This window comes from Paenibacillus sp. SYP-B3998 (genome assembly GCF_010820665.1).
Lineage (GTDB): Bacteria > Bacillota > Bacilli > Paenibacillales > NBRC-103111 > Paenibacillus_E.
In genome coordinates, this window is sequence record NZ_JAAIKC010000009.1 from 137,072 (window position 1) to 151,107 (window position 14,036).

Annotated in this window: 15 protein-coding genes; 9 read left to right on the forward strand and 6 right to left on the reverse strand. The window is 44.6% G+C overall.

Annotated features, from left to right (window positions below; genetic code table 11):
• Positions 1–90: 90 nt before the first annotated feature.
• Positions 91–1,074, reverse strand: coding sequence for a metal-dependent hydrolase (locus GK047_RS20820; RefSeq protein ID WP_163951245.1), 984 nt, complete (start codon positions 1,072–1,074; stop codon positions 91–93).
• A gap of 106 nt (positions 1,075–1,180) precedes the next feature.
• Here GK047_RS20820 and GK047_RS20825 point away from each other — a divergent pair, with 106 nt between their 5' ends.
• Entirely contained in the window at positions 1,181–1,468 is a 288-nt protein-coding gene (locus GK047_RS20825) for a hypothetical protein (protein WP_163951249.1), read from the forward strand.
• Between the two features lie 59 nt (positions 1,469–1,527).
• Here the strand turns inward: GK047_RS20825 and gerQ are convergent, their stop codons facing one another.
• From gerQ to GK047_RS20840, 3 genes are all read right to left on the reverse strand, one after another.
• Positions 1,528–1,974 (reverse strand): spore coat protein GerQ, encoded by a 447-nt coding sequence (gene gerQ / locus GK047_RS20830; RefSeq protein ID WP_163951252.1) that lies wholly within the window; start codon positions 1,972–1,974, stop codon positions 1,528–1,530.
• Between the two features lie 123 nt (positions 1,975–2,097).
• The gene (locus GK047_RS20835; protein WP_481856028.1) at positions 2,098–2,223 is read right to left on the reverse strand and encodes a hypothetical protein; all 126 of its coding nucleotides are present in this window, start codon (positions 2,221–2,223) and stop codon (positions 2,098–2,100) included.
• A 133-nt stretch (positions 2,224–2,356) separates the two neighbouring features.
• Positions 2,357–3,046, reverse strand: coding sequence for a response regulator transcription factor (locus tag GK047_RS20840; protein ID WP_163951256.1), 690 nt, complete (start codon positions 3,044–3,046; stop codon positions 2,357–2,359).
• Positions 3,047–3,570: 524 nt separating this feature from the next.
• On the opposite strand from GK047_RS20840, the gene cyoE reads away from it, so the two are divergent.
• Both cyoE and GK047_RS20850 read left to right on the forward strand, forming a co-directional pair.
• A complete protein-coding gene (cyoE, locus tag GK047_RS20845; RefSeq protein ID WP_163951259.1) occupies positions 3,571–4,533 on the forward strand; it encodes a heme o synthase in 963 nt (320 codons plus the stop codon).
• An 80-nt stretch (positions 4,534–4,613) separates the two neighbouring features.
• The gene (locus GK047_RS20850; RefSeq protein WP_163951262.1) at positions 4,614–5,249 is read left to right on the forward strand and encodes an SCO family protein; all 636 of its coding nucleotides are present in this window, start codon (positions 4,614–4,616) and stop codon (positions 5,247–5,249) included.
• A 25-nt stretch (positions 5,250–5,274) separates the two neighbouring features.
• On the opposite strand, the gene GK047_RS20855 is transcribed toward GK047_RS20850, so the two are convergent.
• Together GK047_RS20855 and GK047_RS20860 are read right to left on the reverse strand one after the other, a co-directional pair.
• Positions 5,275–5,628, reverse strand: a complete 354-nt coding sequence (locus tag GK047_RS20855; RefSeq protein WP_163951264.1) for a toprim domain-containing protein — start codon at positions 5,626–5,628, stop codon at positions 5,275–5,277.
• A gap of 175 nt (positions 5,629–5,803) precedes the next feature.
• Complete coding sequence (locus GK047_RS20860; RefSeq protein WP_163951268.1) at positions 5,804–6,970, reverse strand: MFS transporter; 1,167 nt, start codon at positions 6,968–6,970, stop codon at positions 5,804–5,806.
• Positions 6,971–7,079: 109 nt separating this feature from the next.
• On the opposite strand from GK047_RS20860, the gene GK047_RS20865 reads away from it, so the two are divergent.
• The 6 genes from GK047_RS20865 (at position 7,080) to asnB (ending at position 14,030) form a co-directional block, all read left to right on the forward strand.
• Positions 7,080–7,235: a hypothetical protein gene (locus tag GK047_RS20865; protein ID WP_163951271.1), complete on the forward strand. Its 156-nt coding sequence runs from the start codon at positions 7,080–7,082 to the stop codon at positions 7,233–7,235.
• Positions 7,236–7,258: 23 nt separating this feature from the next.
• Positions 7,259–7,723 carry a hypothetical protein gene (locus GK047_RS20870; RefSeq protein ID WP_240344073.1) on the forward strand — a complete coding sequence of 155 codons (465 nt, stop codon included), beginning with the start codon at positions 7,259–7,261 and terminating at the stop codon, positions 7,721–7,723.
• Positions 7,724–7,733: 10 nt separating this feature from the next.
• A complete protein-coding gene (locus GK047_RS20875) occupies positions 7,734–8,882 on the forward strand; it encodes a transglutaminase domain-containing protein (RefSeq protein ID WP_163951277.1) in 1,149 nt (382 codons plus the stop codon).
• A 121-nt stretch (positions 8,883–9,003) separates the two neighbouring features.
• Positions 9,004–9,726, forward strand: a complete 723-nt coding sequence (locus GK047_RS20880) for an HAD-IA family hydrolase (protein ID WP_163951280.1) — start codon at positions 9,004–9,006, stop codon at positions 9,724–9,726.
• A gap of 18 nt (positions 9,727–9,744) precedes the next feature.
• Complete coding sequence (locus GK047_RS20885) at positions 9,745–11,814, forward strand: peptidoglycan D,D-transpeptidase FtsI family protein (protein WP_163951283.1); 2,070 nt, start codon at positions 9,745–9,747, stop codon at positions 11,812–11,814.
• A 341-nt stretch (positions 11,815–12,155) separates the two neighbouring features.
• On the forward strand, positions 12,156–14,030 hold the full coding sequence (asnB, locus tag GK047_RS20890) for an asparagine synthase (glutamine-hydrolyzing) (protein WP_163951286.1): 1,875 nt from the start codon (positions 12,156–12,158) through the stop codon (positions 14,028–14,030).
• Positions 14,031–14,036: the final 6 nt, after the last annotated feature.

The following is a 14,036-nucleotide window of genomic DNA, read 5'->3' on the forward strand; positions in this document are numbered from 1 at the left end:
CCCAGGGGATGATTCCTCTGGGCTTTTGTAGTTCCTTCAATGTATAGAATAGAAAAAATGACGCGTTAGCTTGACAACGCGTCATTTTCTTTAGTATAAATCGACTCGCAGTTTTTTCTCCAGACGAGAATCGTTAACCCAACCTACATAAGAATCGAGCGTTTGATAATTGTGATCCATCAAGAGAACAGCGACGAAAGGATACTGTTTACGATGACGGTACCTGACGTCAGCCCATCTGACTTCATAGCCCCAACGATGCTCTTTGATTTCTGCGCAAGCATAGGAAGAGAAGTAGAGCAGAGCTTGAATATCCTCATGGTTCTTGGAGGCCTCAATCGCCGGATGGCTTTCGTTTTTGACAGTGTCGATCCATTTTAATTTTAAGTTGCGCATTTCCCCTAGCTGGTAGCTGCCATCCGTTCTACGTTTGACGACGTTCCAGACGTACAGATTGAAGGTTACGATGAGCGTATATTTATCGCCGGGTTGATAGGTGGGGTCTTTACGATAGAGTCCCTTTTCAAGTATATAATGGTCTAGAGAGCGCCAAATGTAATAAAGCGCAATAATGATGTACAACGTGGGGAAGATGTGTTTCGGACTTGCAACATGAAACGACCACATGAAAATCGCAGCGAGATGACTGATAAAGATAAAAGGGTCGAAGATGTGTATAATGTTCCATGACACCCATTTCTCCGTAAATGGCCTTGCGGCTTGTGTCCCATAGGTGTTGAAGCAGTCTGTGAAGACGTGAAAGCAAACGGCGATAGCGACCCACATGCCTACATGCAGAAGCGGTAGCGCATGGAAGAAGAGAGAAAGTGCACCCGTAATGAGCAGCGTCCAGAGAAGTAAGGCAGGCAATGAGTGAGAGCGACCGCGATGATTGCGAATGTAAGTCGCATTCCCCTTGAAGCGTAGCAGCCCGTCCACATCAGGAATTTGAGAACCAATAACAGTTCCGATGAAAACAGCGGTTGTTACTGTTGAATCTACGGCAATGACGGGGTCGATTTGCGACAGTCCTGCTAACCCTAATCCAATAACAAGATGTGTGCCTGTGTCCAATGGGGTTCCTCCTAAGCTGTGTTTTCTTTGTTGAAAACTTTCTTTGTAAGTATTATGTCTAGTTTACCATTTTAGAGCAAAAAATAAATCAGAGGGAGATCTAAAAATGTTCAAAGTTTTTGTGGAGTATGCCATAAAACCTGAAGGGCGGGATTCTTATCTCATCTATATGCGGGAACTTCAGAGCAGGGAAGGGCGTCTGGAACTGTTGGAAGGGACAGATCAGCCTGGACTTTTCGTTGAAATTTGGGATGGGGTTACTTATGAGGAATATGAACAAATGAAAGATGAGCGCTTGCAAGAGGCAAGTACATCAGTGGGGAAAGCCTCTTGGGGGCAGTGGATCACAGGAGGGCTAGGCAAGCTTCATATGTGGCACTTCAAACAAGTGTAGGAAGACAAAAAGCCGCGGCTCAAGTGAAACTTGAGCCGCGGCTTTTGGTTATGTTGCACTTATCTGGGAATGGGAATCTGGCCAGATGCAAATGAAGGTAAGTACTGGAGCTCTTCATCAAAAGTGATGTAATCGAGGTTAACCATGAGCAATAAGTAACGCATGCCAGTTGTAGGGTCACTAATAATGATGTGATCGCGTCCAGCAGCTTCCAATTTTCCTTTAAAGATTTTGGCGTTCCATTGGGAATTATTCTCATAGGTCATATAGATCGTTGCCATTTTACCAAGATTCAGACGGAGAATGTTTTCAATGTAGGATTCCTCAATGGGAAGCTGACCTGGAACGTTGGCTCCTGGTTGCATCGATGGTCCTGTTGATGGCAAATAAGTGCCGGTTGGTGTCGTTGGTACCATTTTATTGGTAATCGGGGTTGGAGCCGGATAAGAAGGGTATGGATAGCCGTAAGGTGCTTGATTCCCAATTCTGTAAGGGTTATTCATCATGATTGTAAATCCTCCCTAAGCTTTCAGTCGGAAAGCTATCTTTGTTTGCATTTTTTAATTCTTTTTTCAGCAATCAGCCTAATGTTTCCATGAGTCTTGATAGGCGCCAGTCGGTCTGAAATATCATAAGCTTAACTCCGACGTTGCCGACGAGTAACATACCCATCTCTCGCCATCACCCTCATCTTCGGCTCGGAGCAGACGGGCCAGAATGTTCTTATCCTCCGAAATTGCCCTGATGACCGCCATCGCTTTGTTTCACTCCCTTCTCTTCAGGTTAGAGCTGATGGGCCATTTTCATAATCATCATATTGTGCTGGCGCCTATTTGGTGACTGTTTTCGAATGCTTTTTTGGGAAAGAAAAAAAGCTCCCGAAGGAGCTTACATAGGCAGGAATTTATAGCCGACTCCCCAAACCGTTTTAATATATTTCGGCTCTTTTGGGTCAGCTTCAATTTTTTTGCGCAGGTTGGCGATATGAACATCGATGGCGCGCTCCGTTACGTAGGTATCAAATCCACGTACGCGATTTAACAGCTCTTCTCGGCTATACACGCGGCCTTGATTTTGCCAGAGCAGCTTCATGATCTCAAACTCAGAGAACGTCGTTTCAATAACTTTGTTATGAACGAATAGGCATCTTTTCTCGAGATCCAGCCTAACCATTTGCTGGGTTTGGACAGTTGAGGCGATTTGGGAGGGAGGAAATGATTGTGAACGCCTTAATAAGGCCTGTACTCTCGCAGCGAGCTCCCGCATGGAAAATGGTTTACATAAATAATCATCTGCACCTGTTTGCAACCCTTTAACGCGGTCGGAAACTTCACTTTTTGCTGAAATCATGAGAATAGGAACAGTAGAAACACTTCGGAAGAAGCTGCAAAGCTGTATACCATCAACGTCAGGAAGCATAATATCAAGCACGATCATATCGGGGATAAATTCATGAAAGAGCTGTTCTCCTTGCCTTCCGTTCTCCGCTCGCTTCACTTCATACCCATCTTCATACAAATAAATGGCCATCATTTCGCCAATGCTTAAATCATCTTCAATAATCAAAATTTTAGACATAAACGTCTCCCTCCTTTTCCTTCAAAAGGTTCGGTGCTCGGGTATGCCAGACGCAATTCGATCCTAATGTACTCATGTTATCATTATCCATTTTGTGACGTCCAGTTTTAACAAGCCAAATGATAAATCATACAATTAAGAAGATTTCGAACTTGCTCGATCGCTTAAATGTCATGTCCAACCCCCTTATGTCTACGGGCAAGTATGGTTTAGTTGTTACAGTTTTGGGAACGTATGCGCGGGAGCCTGCGACATGCTAGCGACAGTCTGGAATGACATACGCCGCAGGCTATTATCTTTAACCCCATTAAGGGTGAGTAAATAATAGGATCATTTGACAAGCCTTGGGCTCCTTTTTGTATGGGATCGAATGGGGAGATCATTTTCCACGCATACTGGTAGGAGAATCGACAATATGATGACAACTAGCTGGACTTCATTGTCAAACGGTGTTTGGGTTGGTATGATGAGAATGTTCATCAATTCGATTTGCTCGGAAGTAAGACATACAGGAGGGCAATTACTTGGAAAATCAAATTAGCTACGAATCCGCTTCGAGCGCTTCGCCAAAAGCATCGGAATTAGTAGAGAATAGTACGGATTCGGTAGAGCCAGTGACGTTGAAAGACTTTTATCGCTTGGTTAAACCAGGTATTATTTATTCGAACTTAATGACGGCATTTGCCGGTTATTGGGTAGCAGCCCATTGGCAAGTGACTTGGACGCATCTTATTATAACCATGCTGGGCATAGCGCTCGTGATGGCAGGCGGTACGGTACTTAATAACTACTTAGACCGTGAAATGGACGCCAAGATGGAACGTACGAAGAATAGAGCTCTTCCTAGCGGGAGAATGAGCGCGAATGTCGTTCTTAGGTACGGAATTACACTTGGAGTGATCGGTTTAGCGGTCTTGTACTTCGGAGCGAATTCTCCGCTGGCGGCGCTCGTAGGACTTATTGGATTGTTCCTTTATGTATGGCTCTATACTGCTTGGTTCAAAAGAACCTCCGTATGGAGTACGTTCGTAGGTGCATTCTCCGGTGCGACACCACCACTTATTGGATATGTCGCGGTTAGCGGAACCATTGATGTGGGAGGTCTTCTGCTCTTCGCCTTTCTGTTTCTATGGCAGCCGCCTCACTTTTGGGCACTCGGTATTCGCCGCATGGAAGAGTATCGTGCTGCAGGGTTCCCATTGCTTCCCGTTGTGAAAGGTTCATATATCACCAAAATTAGCATGATTCGCTACATTGTTTTGTTAGTTCCCGTAACGGTGATGCTGACTGCTTTCGGTTATGTGGGCTATTTATTCTTGTTCGGTTCGACGATTTTGGGTTTGATCTGGGCTTACATGAGTGTCAAGGGTTTTCAGGCTACGGGCGAGGCTGAAGTAGTATGGGCCAAACGGATATTTCTTTACTCTATTATTTATTTAACGCTTCTTTCGATCCTGATGGTGATTGATACCATGAGGATTAGCTAAATCATTGTTGCATCTTGCGAATCCCATGGCGACATGGGATTTTCTTTTAACGTCATTATATACATAAAGCGAGGGAGTTAATGATGAGTACTTTTTTTCAAAAAAATTGGTTTAAGCTTGCAATTGGAGCTATCTTGATTGCTATGATTGCTTCATTTGCCTATAAGCTGTGGTTTACAGACGGAGCGCCGGATGAGCGATTGAAGGCGATGAAGCAAGCTCCTTCTTTTCAATTGCAGGATCTAGACGGTAAAGCTGTTTCTTCTAAAGATATGGATGGAAAGGTAAGACTTGTTTATTTCTTCTATTCCTTCTGTCCGGATGTATGCATGCCGACTTCATTCTTGCTTTCTAAAGTGCAGGATTCTTTGCAGCAAAAAGGATTGCTTGGCACTAAAGCAGAGATTGTTTCTATCTCGGTTGATCCTACGCGTGATACGCCGGAAGTTCTCAAGGAATTTGGCAGCCGTTTCGAGTCGAAGCCGGTTCCAGGCGGATGGACTTTCTTACGAGGTGATGAAGCTAAGATTCATAAGCTTGCTGAGGACTTTGGCATTATGGTTATTAAAGAGAAGGACGGGAACTTCTCGCATTCCAACGCTATTTTACTAGTAGATCCTAAAGGGATGCTCCGAAATTACTACGATGCAGGTAATCCGGAGCTTGATGTAGACCATATTGTTAAAGATGTGGTTACGTTATCCAAAGGAAAGTAAGCGTCTTTAAATCGAATTTAAATATTTATTCAAAAGCAGGGTCTGGAGCAGGGTATATGATATACGCTTCCAGTCCTGCTTTTTCTAATTGCTGAATGAGATATTCCTCGGGTGTGCCTTCAACTCCTGCATATCCTTTTCGCGTATAAATTTGTTCGGCATCAGGGAAGGTATCGCATAGGAGACCGCGGATTTTTTTGCCAGAAGCGTCGTTGTCCGTAAATAAATAGACTTGTTTGTCTCCTACCTTCTTTCTCAAATCTTCAAGTGTTGTTGAACTCGGAGTGCCGAACGTGCATAGAATCGTGATTTGCTCTTGGATGACGCGCTTTAAACGGCTTTTGTCGTTTTTTCCTTCTACAATAATGACAATCGACATGCGAACCCCTCGTTTCAAGTTCTTTTTTTGTAGTATAACCACTTTTAACGAGTGTTCCAAGCTATTATTCGACGAAGGAGTATCGCATACAACCGTGATTTCCCGGGAAATGACATACATTGACAGCGCTAAAAACGGCTTGAAAGACTCAAGCCGTTTATGATTCATGTTATGTTTAAATCGTCACAGGAACTTTAAATGTACGCAGGGGTAGTAACGAAAGTGCTAACATTAAGATGAAAAAAGCGATGAAGTAGGAAGAGATATGATCTCGCAGCTGTCCAGCCAACATAGGACCGAAAAAGGCTCCAATGGAATATGAAATGGAGAGCAGAGAAAATACGCGACCGTAACGATTACTGCTTGTAATACTTGCAAGAAGCGCAGCTAAGGAAGGGAAAATGATTCCCTTGGCCATCCCAATCATGAAGAGCGATACGGATAGGGGAATTGGCCAATTGATTGCTAGACCGAAGAAAACAATTGCGAGTGATAAGCTGCCGCCGACGGTGCGAATAAAGGGAGAGATTTTATTTAAAAACCATAAGCTGATTGTTAAGAGCGCACCAAGGCTGACTAAGGTGAAAAATACACCAGAGGTTAAAATAGAGCCGCGCGCTGCTTGCATGAGAGGGAGTTCGAAAAATAGAATACCCTGCGAGCAGGAAAGGGCAACTGGGATGAGAAAGAACAACCAGGGAATGGAGAAAGCTGAGGTCGATTCGAGTTCTCCGCCTAAGATGGCATGACCATGGTGATCTAGCAACGCTGATTTGTCCAAGGTGTGTTCCAGGCTCCGATTCTCTTTTACGCCGAATATAGCAAGAATGCCTGTCACGATGAGGATCCAACCAAGTACGGAGAAGGCGGTACTGAAGCCAATTTTGGCAACCAATAGAGCGCCAGCGGCAGGTGAAACGACAGAAGCCAACGTATGCACTAGGCCATTGCCTGTCATAAGCTTGCTTTGATGAACGCGGTCACGGGCAATTCGGGCCAATAAGGATAAGCAGGCTGGCGATAGGAAGGCCAACACGAACCCGCTAATGGAGCGAATATACAGCAAATGCCATGGATCTTTGACGTTAGATTGAAAAAGCAGGATAATCCCTGCTACAATCAGGCTGAAGACAATGAAAAATTTGCTGCCGTATTTGTCCACGCCATATCCTGCGATCAGATTTCCTGGCAGATGGGTAATGGAATACACCCCCATAATCAAGCCGATAAATGAAGGTGCTGCGCCTAGAGATAAGGCAAAGGGGGATAAAATGGGATATTGTGCGTGTAAATCAAAAAAAGCGACAAACATAAACAAGTACAACCAGATCGCTGTTCGCATGTCTCACCGCCTACCTTATAGTCTTGTCTCTTCTTAAGATGTACGCTGCTCGTCCTGCGGTTATGACCTTTCCGTATAAATGACACAATTAAAGTTAGGAGGCCAAAAGTTGGACGCTTATGTCATCATGCTGCTGACAGCTGTTGCTGTATTCCTTGTTTTTCGTTTAAGACAATCATTTCGCAAAACGAGAGGGCAACTGGATAAAACCGAGGAAATCCAAAATAAGCTCGCACAATTAAGGAAAAAAAGAGATGAAGAATAACGAGTCCATGTAGTATGATAGGAATGAACTTTTTATTAGGAGGGCGTTTAATTTTGGATCAATGGATTTCTTTTGCTCAAGATCGTTGGTATTTAATTGTAGCAGCTGTCATTGTGCTTTTTATTGTCATCGGAATCGTGAAAACGGTTGTAAAATGGATTCTTATCCTTGTGATTGTAGGGGCATTAGTATTATATGGGGCCAATTATAAGGATAAACTGCAAGATATAGGTGCCAGTGTAGTGACGCAAGTGGGCGATGAAGTGAAGGAGAAAGCGTTGAGCGCTTTAACATCGGAAGCGAAGGATGCCCAGTTCAAAGCGAATCCGGATGGCTCCTTCCTCATTACAACGAAGAGTTTGAAGGTAGAGGGTAAAGCCGGAACGGATGAAGTGCAAGTAACCTTTTTGGGTAAAACCTTCAAGATGAACGCAACCGCAGCTATTAACGCATTTATTGAACAAGCTCAAAAGAGCGCTAAGTCTTAGGAGGAGAATCATGACGGATATGACTTGGACGCAAGGTCTTTCATTCAATCTCATATCGATCGTGATCGTACTTACGTTTGCAGGCTCGATTATCCAGGGTTTTTTTCAAGGAGGATCTGGTTCAGCCAAGCGCCTCATCTCGATGTTGGTAGAAGCTATCATTGTAATCCTCTCAATGTTTTTAGCATGGCGTGGTGTTTTGTTGATTTCACCTCTGATTCAAACCTGGTTGAAGGGACAAAACTTGCAAATCCCGATCGGCGATATTGGGTTGATGAAGCAGCTCTACTTTACGTGTATGACAAGTATTAGAGATTTTCCGCTATTGCGGTTCGGTGTTGTATTTCTATTGGGTTATATGATCGTCAAGCATGTGCTTAATCTCTTGTCTGATCCTTGGGTTGGTCATTGGCTGGCTAGACGCAGCGTGAATGAGCCTCGGAATCGCTCGTTTATTAGCTCTATAACTGGTGGAATGATTGGTTCTATTGCGGGATTTGCCAGAGCTCTTATGTTTATCGCTATATTATTTATTTATGTGACGCTGTTTCCTCATTCCTTAGTTACACCTTATATTGAATCATCACAGCTGTATCAAAAAGGGGCTAAAGAAGTGATTTCACCGTTTACCGGTGATTTTATTGCCGATAAAGCGCCTGTGTTTACACGGGCAGTAGAGCAGGAATTCACGAATATTCTCCAACGGAAATATGAGGTTCTGGATGCCAAAATTCCAGAAAATATTTCGGATGCTGCCTTAGAAGTGACTGCAAGAGGTAAAACGGACGAAGAGAAGGCCGAATTGTTGTATAAATGGGTCGGAACCAGGGTTCAGTATGACTGGGATAAGGTGAAGCTTTATGAGGAACAACGAATTTGGAAGGAGCAAACACCTGAGGATACGTTTAATTCGCACAAAGGTGTATGTATTGACTACTCCCGTTTGTATGCCCTCATGGCCAGATCGGCTGGTCTTGATGTGAAGGTCGTGACTGGGCTTGGTTATGATGGCCAAGGCAGCTATGGACCTCATGCGTGGAACGAAGTGTATTTGAAGGAGACTGACCGTTGGGTACCGCTGGATTCAACGTGGGTGGCGAGCGGAGGTAATTGGTTCAATCCCCCTAACTTTGATCAAACGCATATTAAAGAAGCATGAGAAAGATCAGCTTCACCTATAGAAGTCATTCCTTGGACGAGAAAAGGAGATGGCTTCTTTTTTCTTCCTTAGTAAATGTGGTAAACTGAAATAGGCAGTTTAATGATATGAGGGAGAATTTATGCGTAAACCACTTCAACAATACCAAATGATTTATTTTGATGCAGGGGACACCTTGCTTACCATTCCGGCTGCTCAAACCATTTTGAAGCAATATTTGCAATTGCGTTATTTGGACAGGGACGAGACTCATATTAGTGAACTTTTTACAGAAGCATTTCGTCTATTTTACTATGTAAATAAGCAAGATTCGTTCGAAGCATGCACCCCTGACTCAGATCGTGAATTTTGGGTGAATCTATATAAATATGTCCTGCATAAATTGGGGATTCACGAAGAATGGACGGAAAGCGAGATTCATGCTTGCTGTCATGAGCTTTATGACATCTATACAGCACCTGAATATTACGAGCTGTTTGATGATGTGAAACCATGCTTAGAGCGCTTGCAACGTATGGGCTTTAGGATGGGAATCGTCAGCAACTTTGCCCCGACACTCAAAACGATTCTTGAAAGCAAAGGTATACTACACTATTTTGAACCGGTTATTGTGTCAACGGAAGTCGGCTTGGAGAAGCCGGACCCGGCTATTTTTCAGTTAGCATTGAATCAGGCAGAACTAAAACCAGAGAACATTCTTTATATAGGTGATCATGAGACGAACGATATATGGGCTCCAAATCAAGTGGGTATCGATGCGGTTCGGATTCTTCGGTATTCTTATCACACGGGAGAAGGCATACACTCTTTACTGGAATTGTTCGACAACCAGGTAAAAGGCTGAGAAAGGAATTGAGAACCGATGAAGTCGTCCATGATGGATGATCCGAAGAAAAATGAAATTACCAAAAAGCGACACTTTTCATTTCGGATCAATATTTTTTTCTTTTTAACCTTTGTGCTATTTTCCATTTTGATCGTACGGTTGGCCATTCTTCAATTCGTGCAAGCGAAAGATCTGAAAGCAGCAGAGAATACAAATACGAATCAAACGACGAAGATCGCTCCGATTCGCGGCAATATTTATGATTCAGCCCGTTCACCGATCGCGTACACGATTCCTGTACAGTCGTTATTTTTCCGAATTGAGCCGTCGCAATCCAAGAAAGAAGACGAAGTGATTGGCTTAGCTTATAAGTTAAAAGAGTTGTTTGACAAGTACGGAAAGCCGGATTCCAAGAAACCGACGCCAGCCGAAATCGTACTTGCGATGGACTTAGGTTATGATATTGATAAGAAAAAGGTCAAAGACCCGAGCTATTATTGGGTACCACGTCGAATTAAATCTGATCTGTCCAAGGAAGAAATTGCGATTTTGTTGGAGCATCGCGACGATTTCAAGTGGTTGGAAGTGACGGAAGAAAGTATTCGCACCTATGAGATGGACGATGCAAGTACGATCCCAAGCACGATTGCACCTCAATTAATTGGGTACCTCAAACCTTATTCAACTGAACGAGCCAAAGACATGTATAAAGATAATCCGAACAGCAAGGGGTACCTGGATAGCGAAAATGTCGGGTTTGATGGGATTGAGCGGATGTATCAGGACGAACTTAGGGGTACAAACGGGTCGAAAGAATATCCTGTCAATGCCGCGATGAAAATTATCGGAAGAGCCAAGGTGACGGCTCCGATCAAAGGAAATAATTTGTATCTGACAATCAATAAAGATATTCAAAAAACCGCAGAAAAAGCGATTAAGGATCAGCTTGACTTCCTGCACTCCTCCTATGCAAGGAATGACTCATTTATTAAATATGGATCTAACGCGCAAGCAGGTTACGCAGTTGCAATGGAAGTAGAAACAGGCCGTGTAGTAACGATGGCGAACTTTCCTGACTACAACTCAAATGACTGGACCGGGGGTATTTCTCAAGCCACTCTAGATGAAATCGGTTCTTATATCTCCAACGGTTCGATAACAACGGCATATCCGAAATACACGGATAAGGAGCGGCCTAAACACCCATCTTCTATTGTGTTCATGGGCTCCACGATCAAACCGTTGTCGGTTCTGATTGGATTGACAGAGAAATTGTTCTCATCAAGAGATCCCTACAATGATAATGGTTCTTTTAGCTTCGGGAAAACGGGCAGCGCAAGTACGATTACAAACTCAGGCAAGGCGGCTTATGGTACGTTGTATGCGGACTCTGCCATCGAGCATTCATCAAATACGTATATGTCTGCGATGGTTGGCCTTCCCTTTTATTCGAAATATGGCGGAGAAAATCCAGCCGTTACGGATAAATGGGCTGAATATTTAGCCAAATTCGGTATTGGTGTCAAGACAGGGAGCGGCCTACCAGGAGAGTATGTTGGTGGTAACGATTTTATTAAAAATGCGAAGAAGGATAGTTACCAATCTGCGATGGTATATGCTTCTTGGGGGCAAAATGAGAAGACGACGACGCTGCAGCTAGCGCAATTCACGGCAACACTGGCTAGCCGCGGCAAAAGAATGAAACCCCTATTTGTTGACGAAATCCAAAGCTACGAGGGAGCGCTTGTCAAAAAAGTGGAACCGGAAGTCCTTGATGATAATTCAGCTTTATTCGCGAAGGCGGATTGGAACACGATAATCCACGGAATGAAGAGTGGTGCGGAAGGCATTGAAGAATTGCCTTATAATGTTGCACGGAAAACAGGGACGTCCACGCAAGCAGTCTCAGGCGGAACGATTGATAATGCTGTGTTTGTTGCATTCGCGCCAGTTGAGAATCCGAAATTGGCTATTGCAGTCGTAGTGCCGGAAGGCGGTTTTGGACGCTATGGAGCTTCTCCGATCGCGGCCAAAATCTTCCAGGCCTATGATGCTGCTAATGATGGCGTATTGACCAAGGCAGGCGGAGGGAAAAAGCCTTGGTAAACCGATTAGATAAAGAGAGCTTGCTGAGGCAGGCTCTTTTTTTATTTAGGAACGTCAAGCTAGGGTTAGGCATATGCTAAAATATGGCAATTAAAAGCGATTTACCCTAAAAGTTGCTCTAGGCAAACTTTTGTGCGCAAAGGAAAGGCGGTGAGCGCGTTATGAAAAGAATTCGCCTATCAGCATCGCTGAGAAGACTCATCATTACCTTTATTTTTCTATAGGAATCGGTTGAATCCTCGTATGCATCGCATTTCCAGTATGGACATCTGATATGGTATACTAATGTATCGAAAGTCCAACTGATAGATTGATGATGGCGCGGAGGAGTGAGTTTCACCATGTGTGGTATTACGGGTGTTATGTATTTTGAAGATAGAGAACCAACAATTGCGATGTTAGAACAAATGACGAATGTCATTCATCACCGAGGACCGAATGATTCCGGCTTCTGGACAGATAATCGAATTGGTCTCGGTTTCCGTAGGTTGTCGATTATCGACATCCAAGAAGGGCATCAGCCCTTAGCGAATGAAGATGATTCGGTTTGGATCATTTTTAATGGCGAAATTTATAACTATAAATCTTTACGCGGAATGCTCCAAGATCGTGGGCATCACTTCCGCACGCATAGCGATACGGAAGTGATTGTACATCTCTACGAGGAGTACGGAGAGGAATGCGTCAAATATTTACGAGGGATGTTCGGCTTCGTGATTTGGGACAAAAAGAAAAAGCAGCTGTTCGGAGCGAGAGACCATTTCGGCATTAAGCCGTTTTATTATCATGTCAATGACCGCCAGTTCTTGTTCGGCTCAGAAATCAAGAGTCTGTTGGCTGCGGATGGTATGAACCGGTTAATCCATACGGACAGCTTGCTGAACTACTTATCCTTTCAATATGTGCCTGAACCGAATACGATGTTTCACGGCATTTATAAGCTGCCTCCCGCTCATTATGTGAAAGTGAGCTTTGATGGTGAGATGTCCATACATAAGTATTGGGACCCGATGTTTGAACCGGAAGAACGTCCATTCGACGAGTACGTCGAACAAATTCGCGAAACATTGAAAGATTCGGTAGAGCATCATATGGTTAGTGATGTGGAACGCGGTTGCTTCTTGTCCAGCGGCATCGATTCTACGGCGATTGCCACGCACATGCGCAACATCGAACCGATCCGCACGTTCTCTGTTGGCTTCGAAGGAGCCAACAACGAAACGCCGATTGCGGCGCAAACGGCGGCAGCGCTAGGCACCGAGCATTATGACAAAATCATCACCCGCAATGATTTCTTCGATACGATGCCGAAGGCGATCTGGCATCAGGATGAGCCGGTCGCCGATCCTTCAGCCATTGCGCTTTATCATGTCGCGCAGCTCGCACGCGAGCACGTGACAGTGGTGTTGTCCGGCGAAGGTGCGGACGAGTTGTTCGGCGGCTATCGGATCTATCGCGAGCCAATGTCACTCGGCCCCATTTCGCGGCTGCCGCTCTCGGTCCAGCGCATGCTGAACAGCTTCGCAAGAATGCTGCCAAGCGGAATGAAAGGGCGCAACTACCTGCTGCGAGGTACGACGCCGCTTGAGGAGCGTTTCATCGGAAACGCCAAAATCTTCTCCGAGGATATGAAGGCTGAGGTGCTGCGTCTCGATAGCGAGATGCTGCGCGCTTACAAAAATCCGCTGCAAATCGCGAGCGATTACTATAACAAGACAAGACATCTCGATCCCGTCAGTCGGATGCAGTATATTGATATGAATCTATGGATGCCTGGCGATATTTTGATGAAAGCGGACAAGATGACGATGGCCCATTCGTTAGAATTACGTGTCCCTTTCTTGGACACCAAGCTATTCGACGTTGCTCGTCGAATTCCGGCGAAATACCGGATCGCAAACGGCACGACGAAGTATATTTTCCGTAAGGCGATGGAAGGGATCATTCCTGACTTCATCTTGAATCGTCCTAAGCTTGGCTTTCCTGTGCCTCTGCGTGAATGGATGCAGGGCCCGATGGGGGACATGCTTGTGGAACAAATCAAGTCAAGCGGGATTGAAGATTACATTAATACCGCTGCGGTTGAACGAATGCTGCAGAAGCATCGTAATGGGCAAGGTGATTATGCCCGTCGGATCTGGACGATCTATGTATTCGCCCTATGGCATGTGACGTTTATGGAAGAGCTGCCGAAGAAAATTCTCGCAGCATACTAAGGAGAG

Excerpts from the sequence above, each read along its gene's own strand:
- GK047_RS20885 (WP_163951283.1), top strand. The coding sequence starts at position 9,745 with ATGAAGTCGTCCATGATGGATGATCCGAAGAAAAATGAAATTACCAAA.
- GK047_RS20880 (WP_163951280.1), top strand. The coding sequence starts at position 9,004 with ATGCGTAAACCACTTCAACAATACCAAATGATTTATTTTGATGCAGGG.
- GK047_RS20850 (WP_163951262.1), top strand. The coding sequence starts at position 4,614 with ATGATGAGTACTTTTTTTCAAAAAAATTGGTTTAAGCTTGCAATTGGA.
- GK047_RS20860 (WP_163951268.1), bottom strand. The coding sequence starts at position 6,970 with ATGCGAACAGCGATCTGGTTGTACTTGTTTATGTTTGTCGCTTTTTTT.
- GK047_RS20855 (WP_163951264.1), bottom strand. The coding sequence starts at position 5,628 with ATGTCGATTGTCATTATTGTAGAAGGAAAAAACGACAAAAGCCGTTTA.
- asnB (WP_163951286.1), top strand. The coding sequence starts at position 12,156 with ATGTGTGGTATTACGGGTGTTATGTATTTTGAAGATAGAGAACCAACA.
- GK047_RS20825 (WP_163951249.1), top strand. The coding sequence starts at position 1,181 with ATGTTCAAAGTTTTTGTGGAGTATGCCATAAAACCTGAAGGGCGGGAT.
- gerQ (WP_163951252.1), bottom strand. The coding sequence starts at position 1,974 with ATGATGAATAACCCTTACAGAATTGGGAATCAAGCACCTTACGGCTAT.
- GK047_RS20840 (WP_163951256.1), bottom strand. The coding sequence starts at position 3,046 with ATGTCTAAAATTTTGATTATTGAAGATGATTTAAGCATTGGCGAAATG.
- GK047_RS20870 (WP_240344073.1), top strand. The coding sequence starts at position 7,259 with ATGAACTTTTTATTAGGAGGGCGTTTAATTTTGGATCAATGGATTTCT.
- GK047_RS20875 (WP_163951277.1), top strand. The coding sequence starts at position 7,734 with ATGACGGATATGACTTGGACGCAAGGTCTTTCATTCAATCTCATATCG.
- GK047_RS20835 (WP_481856028.1), bottom strand. The coding sequence starts at position 2,223 with ATGGCGGTCATCAGGGCAATTTCGGAGGATAAGAACATTCTGGCCCGT.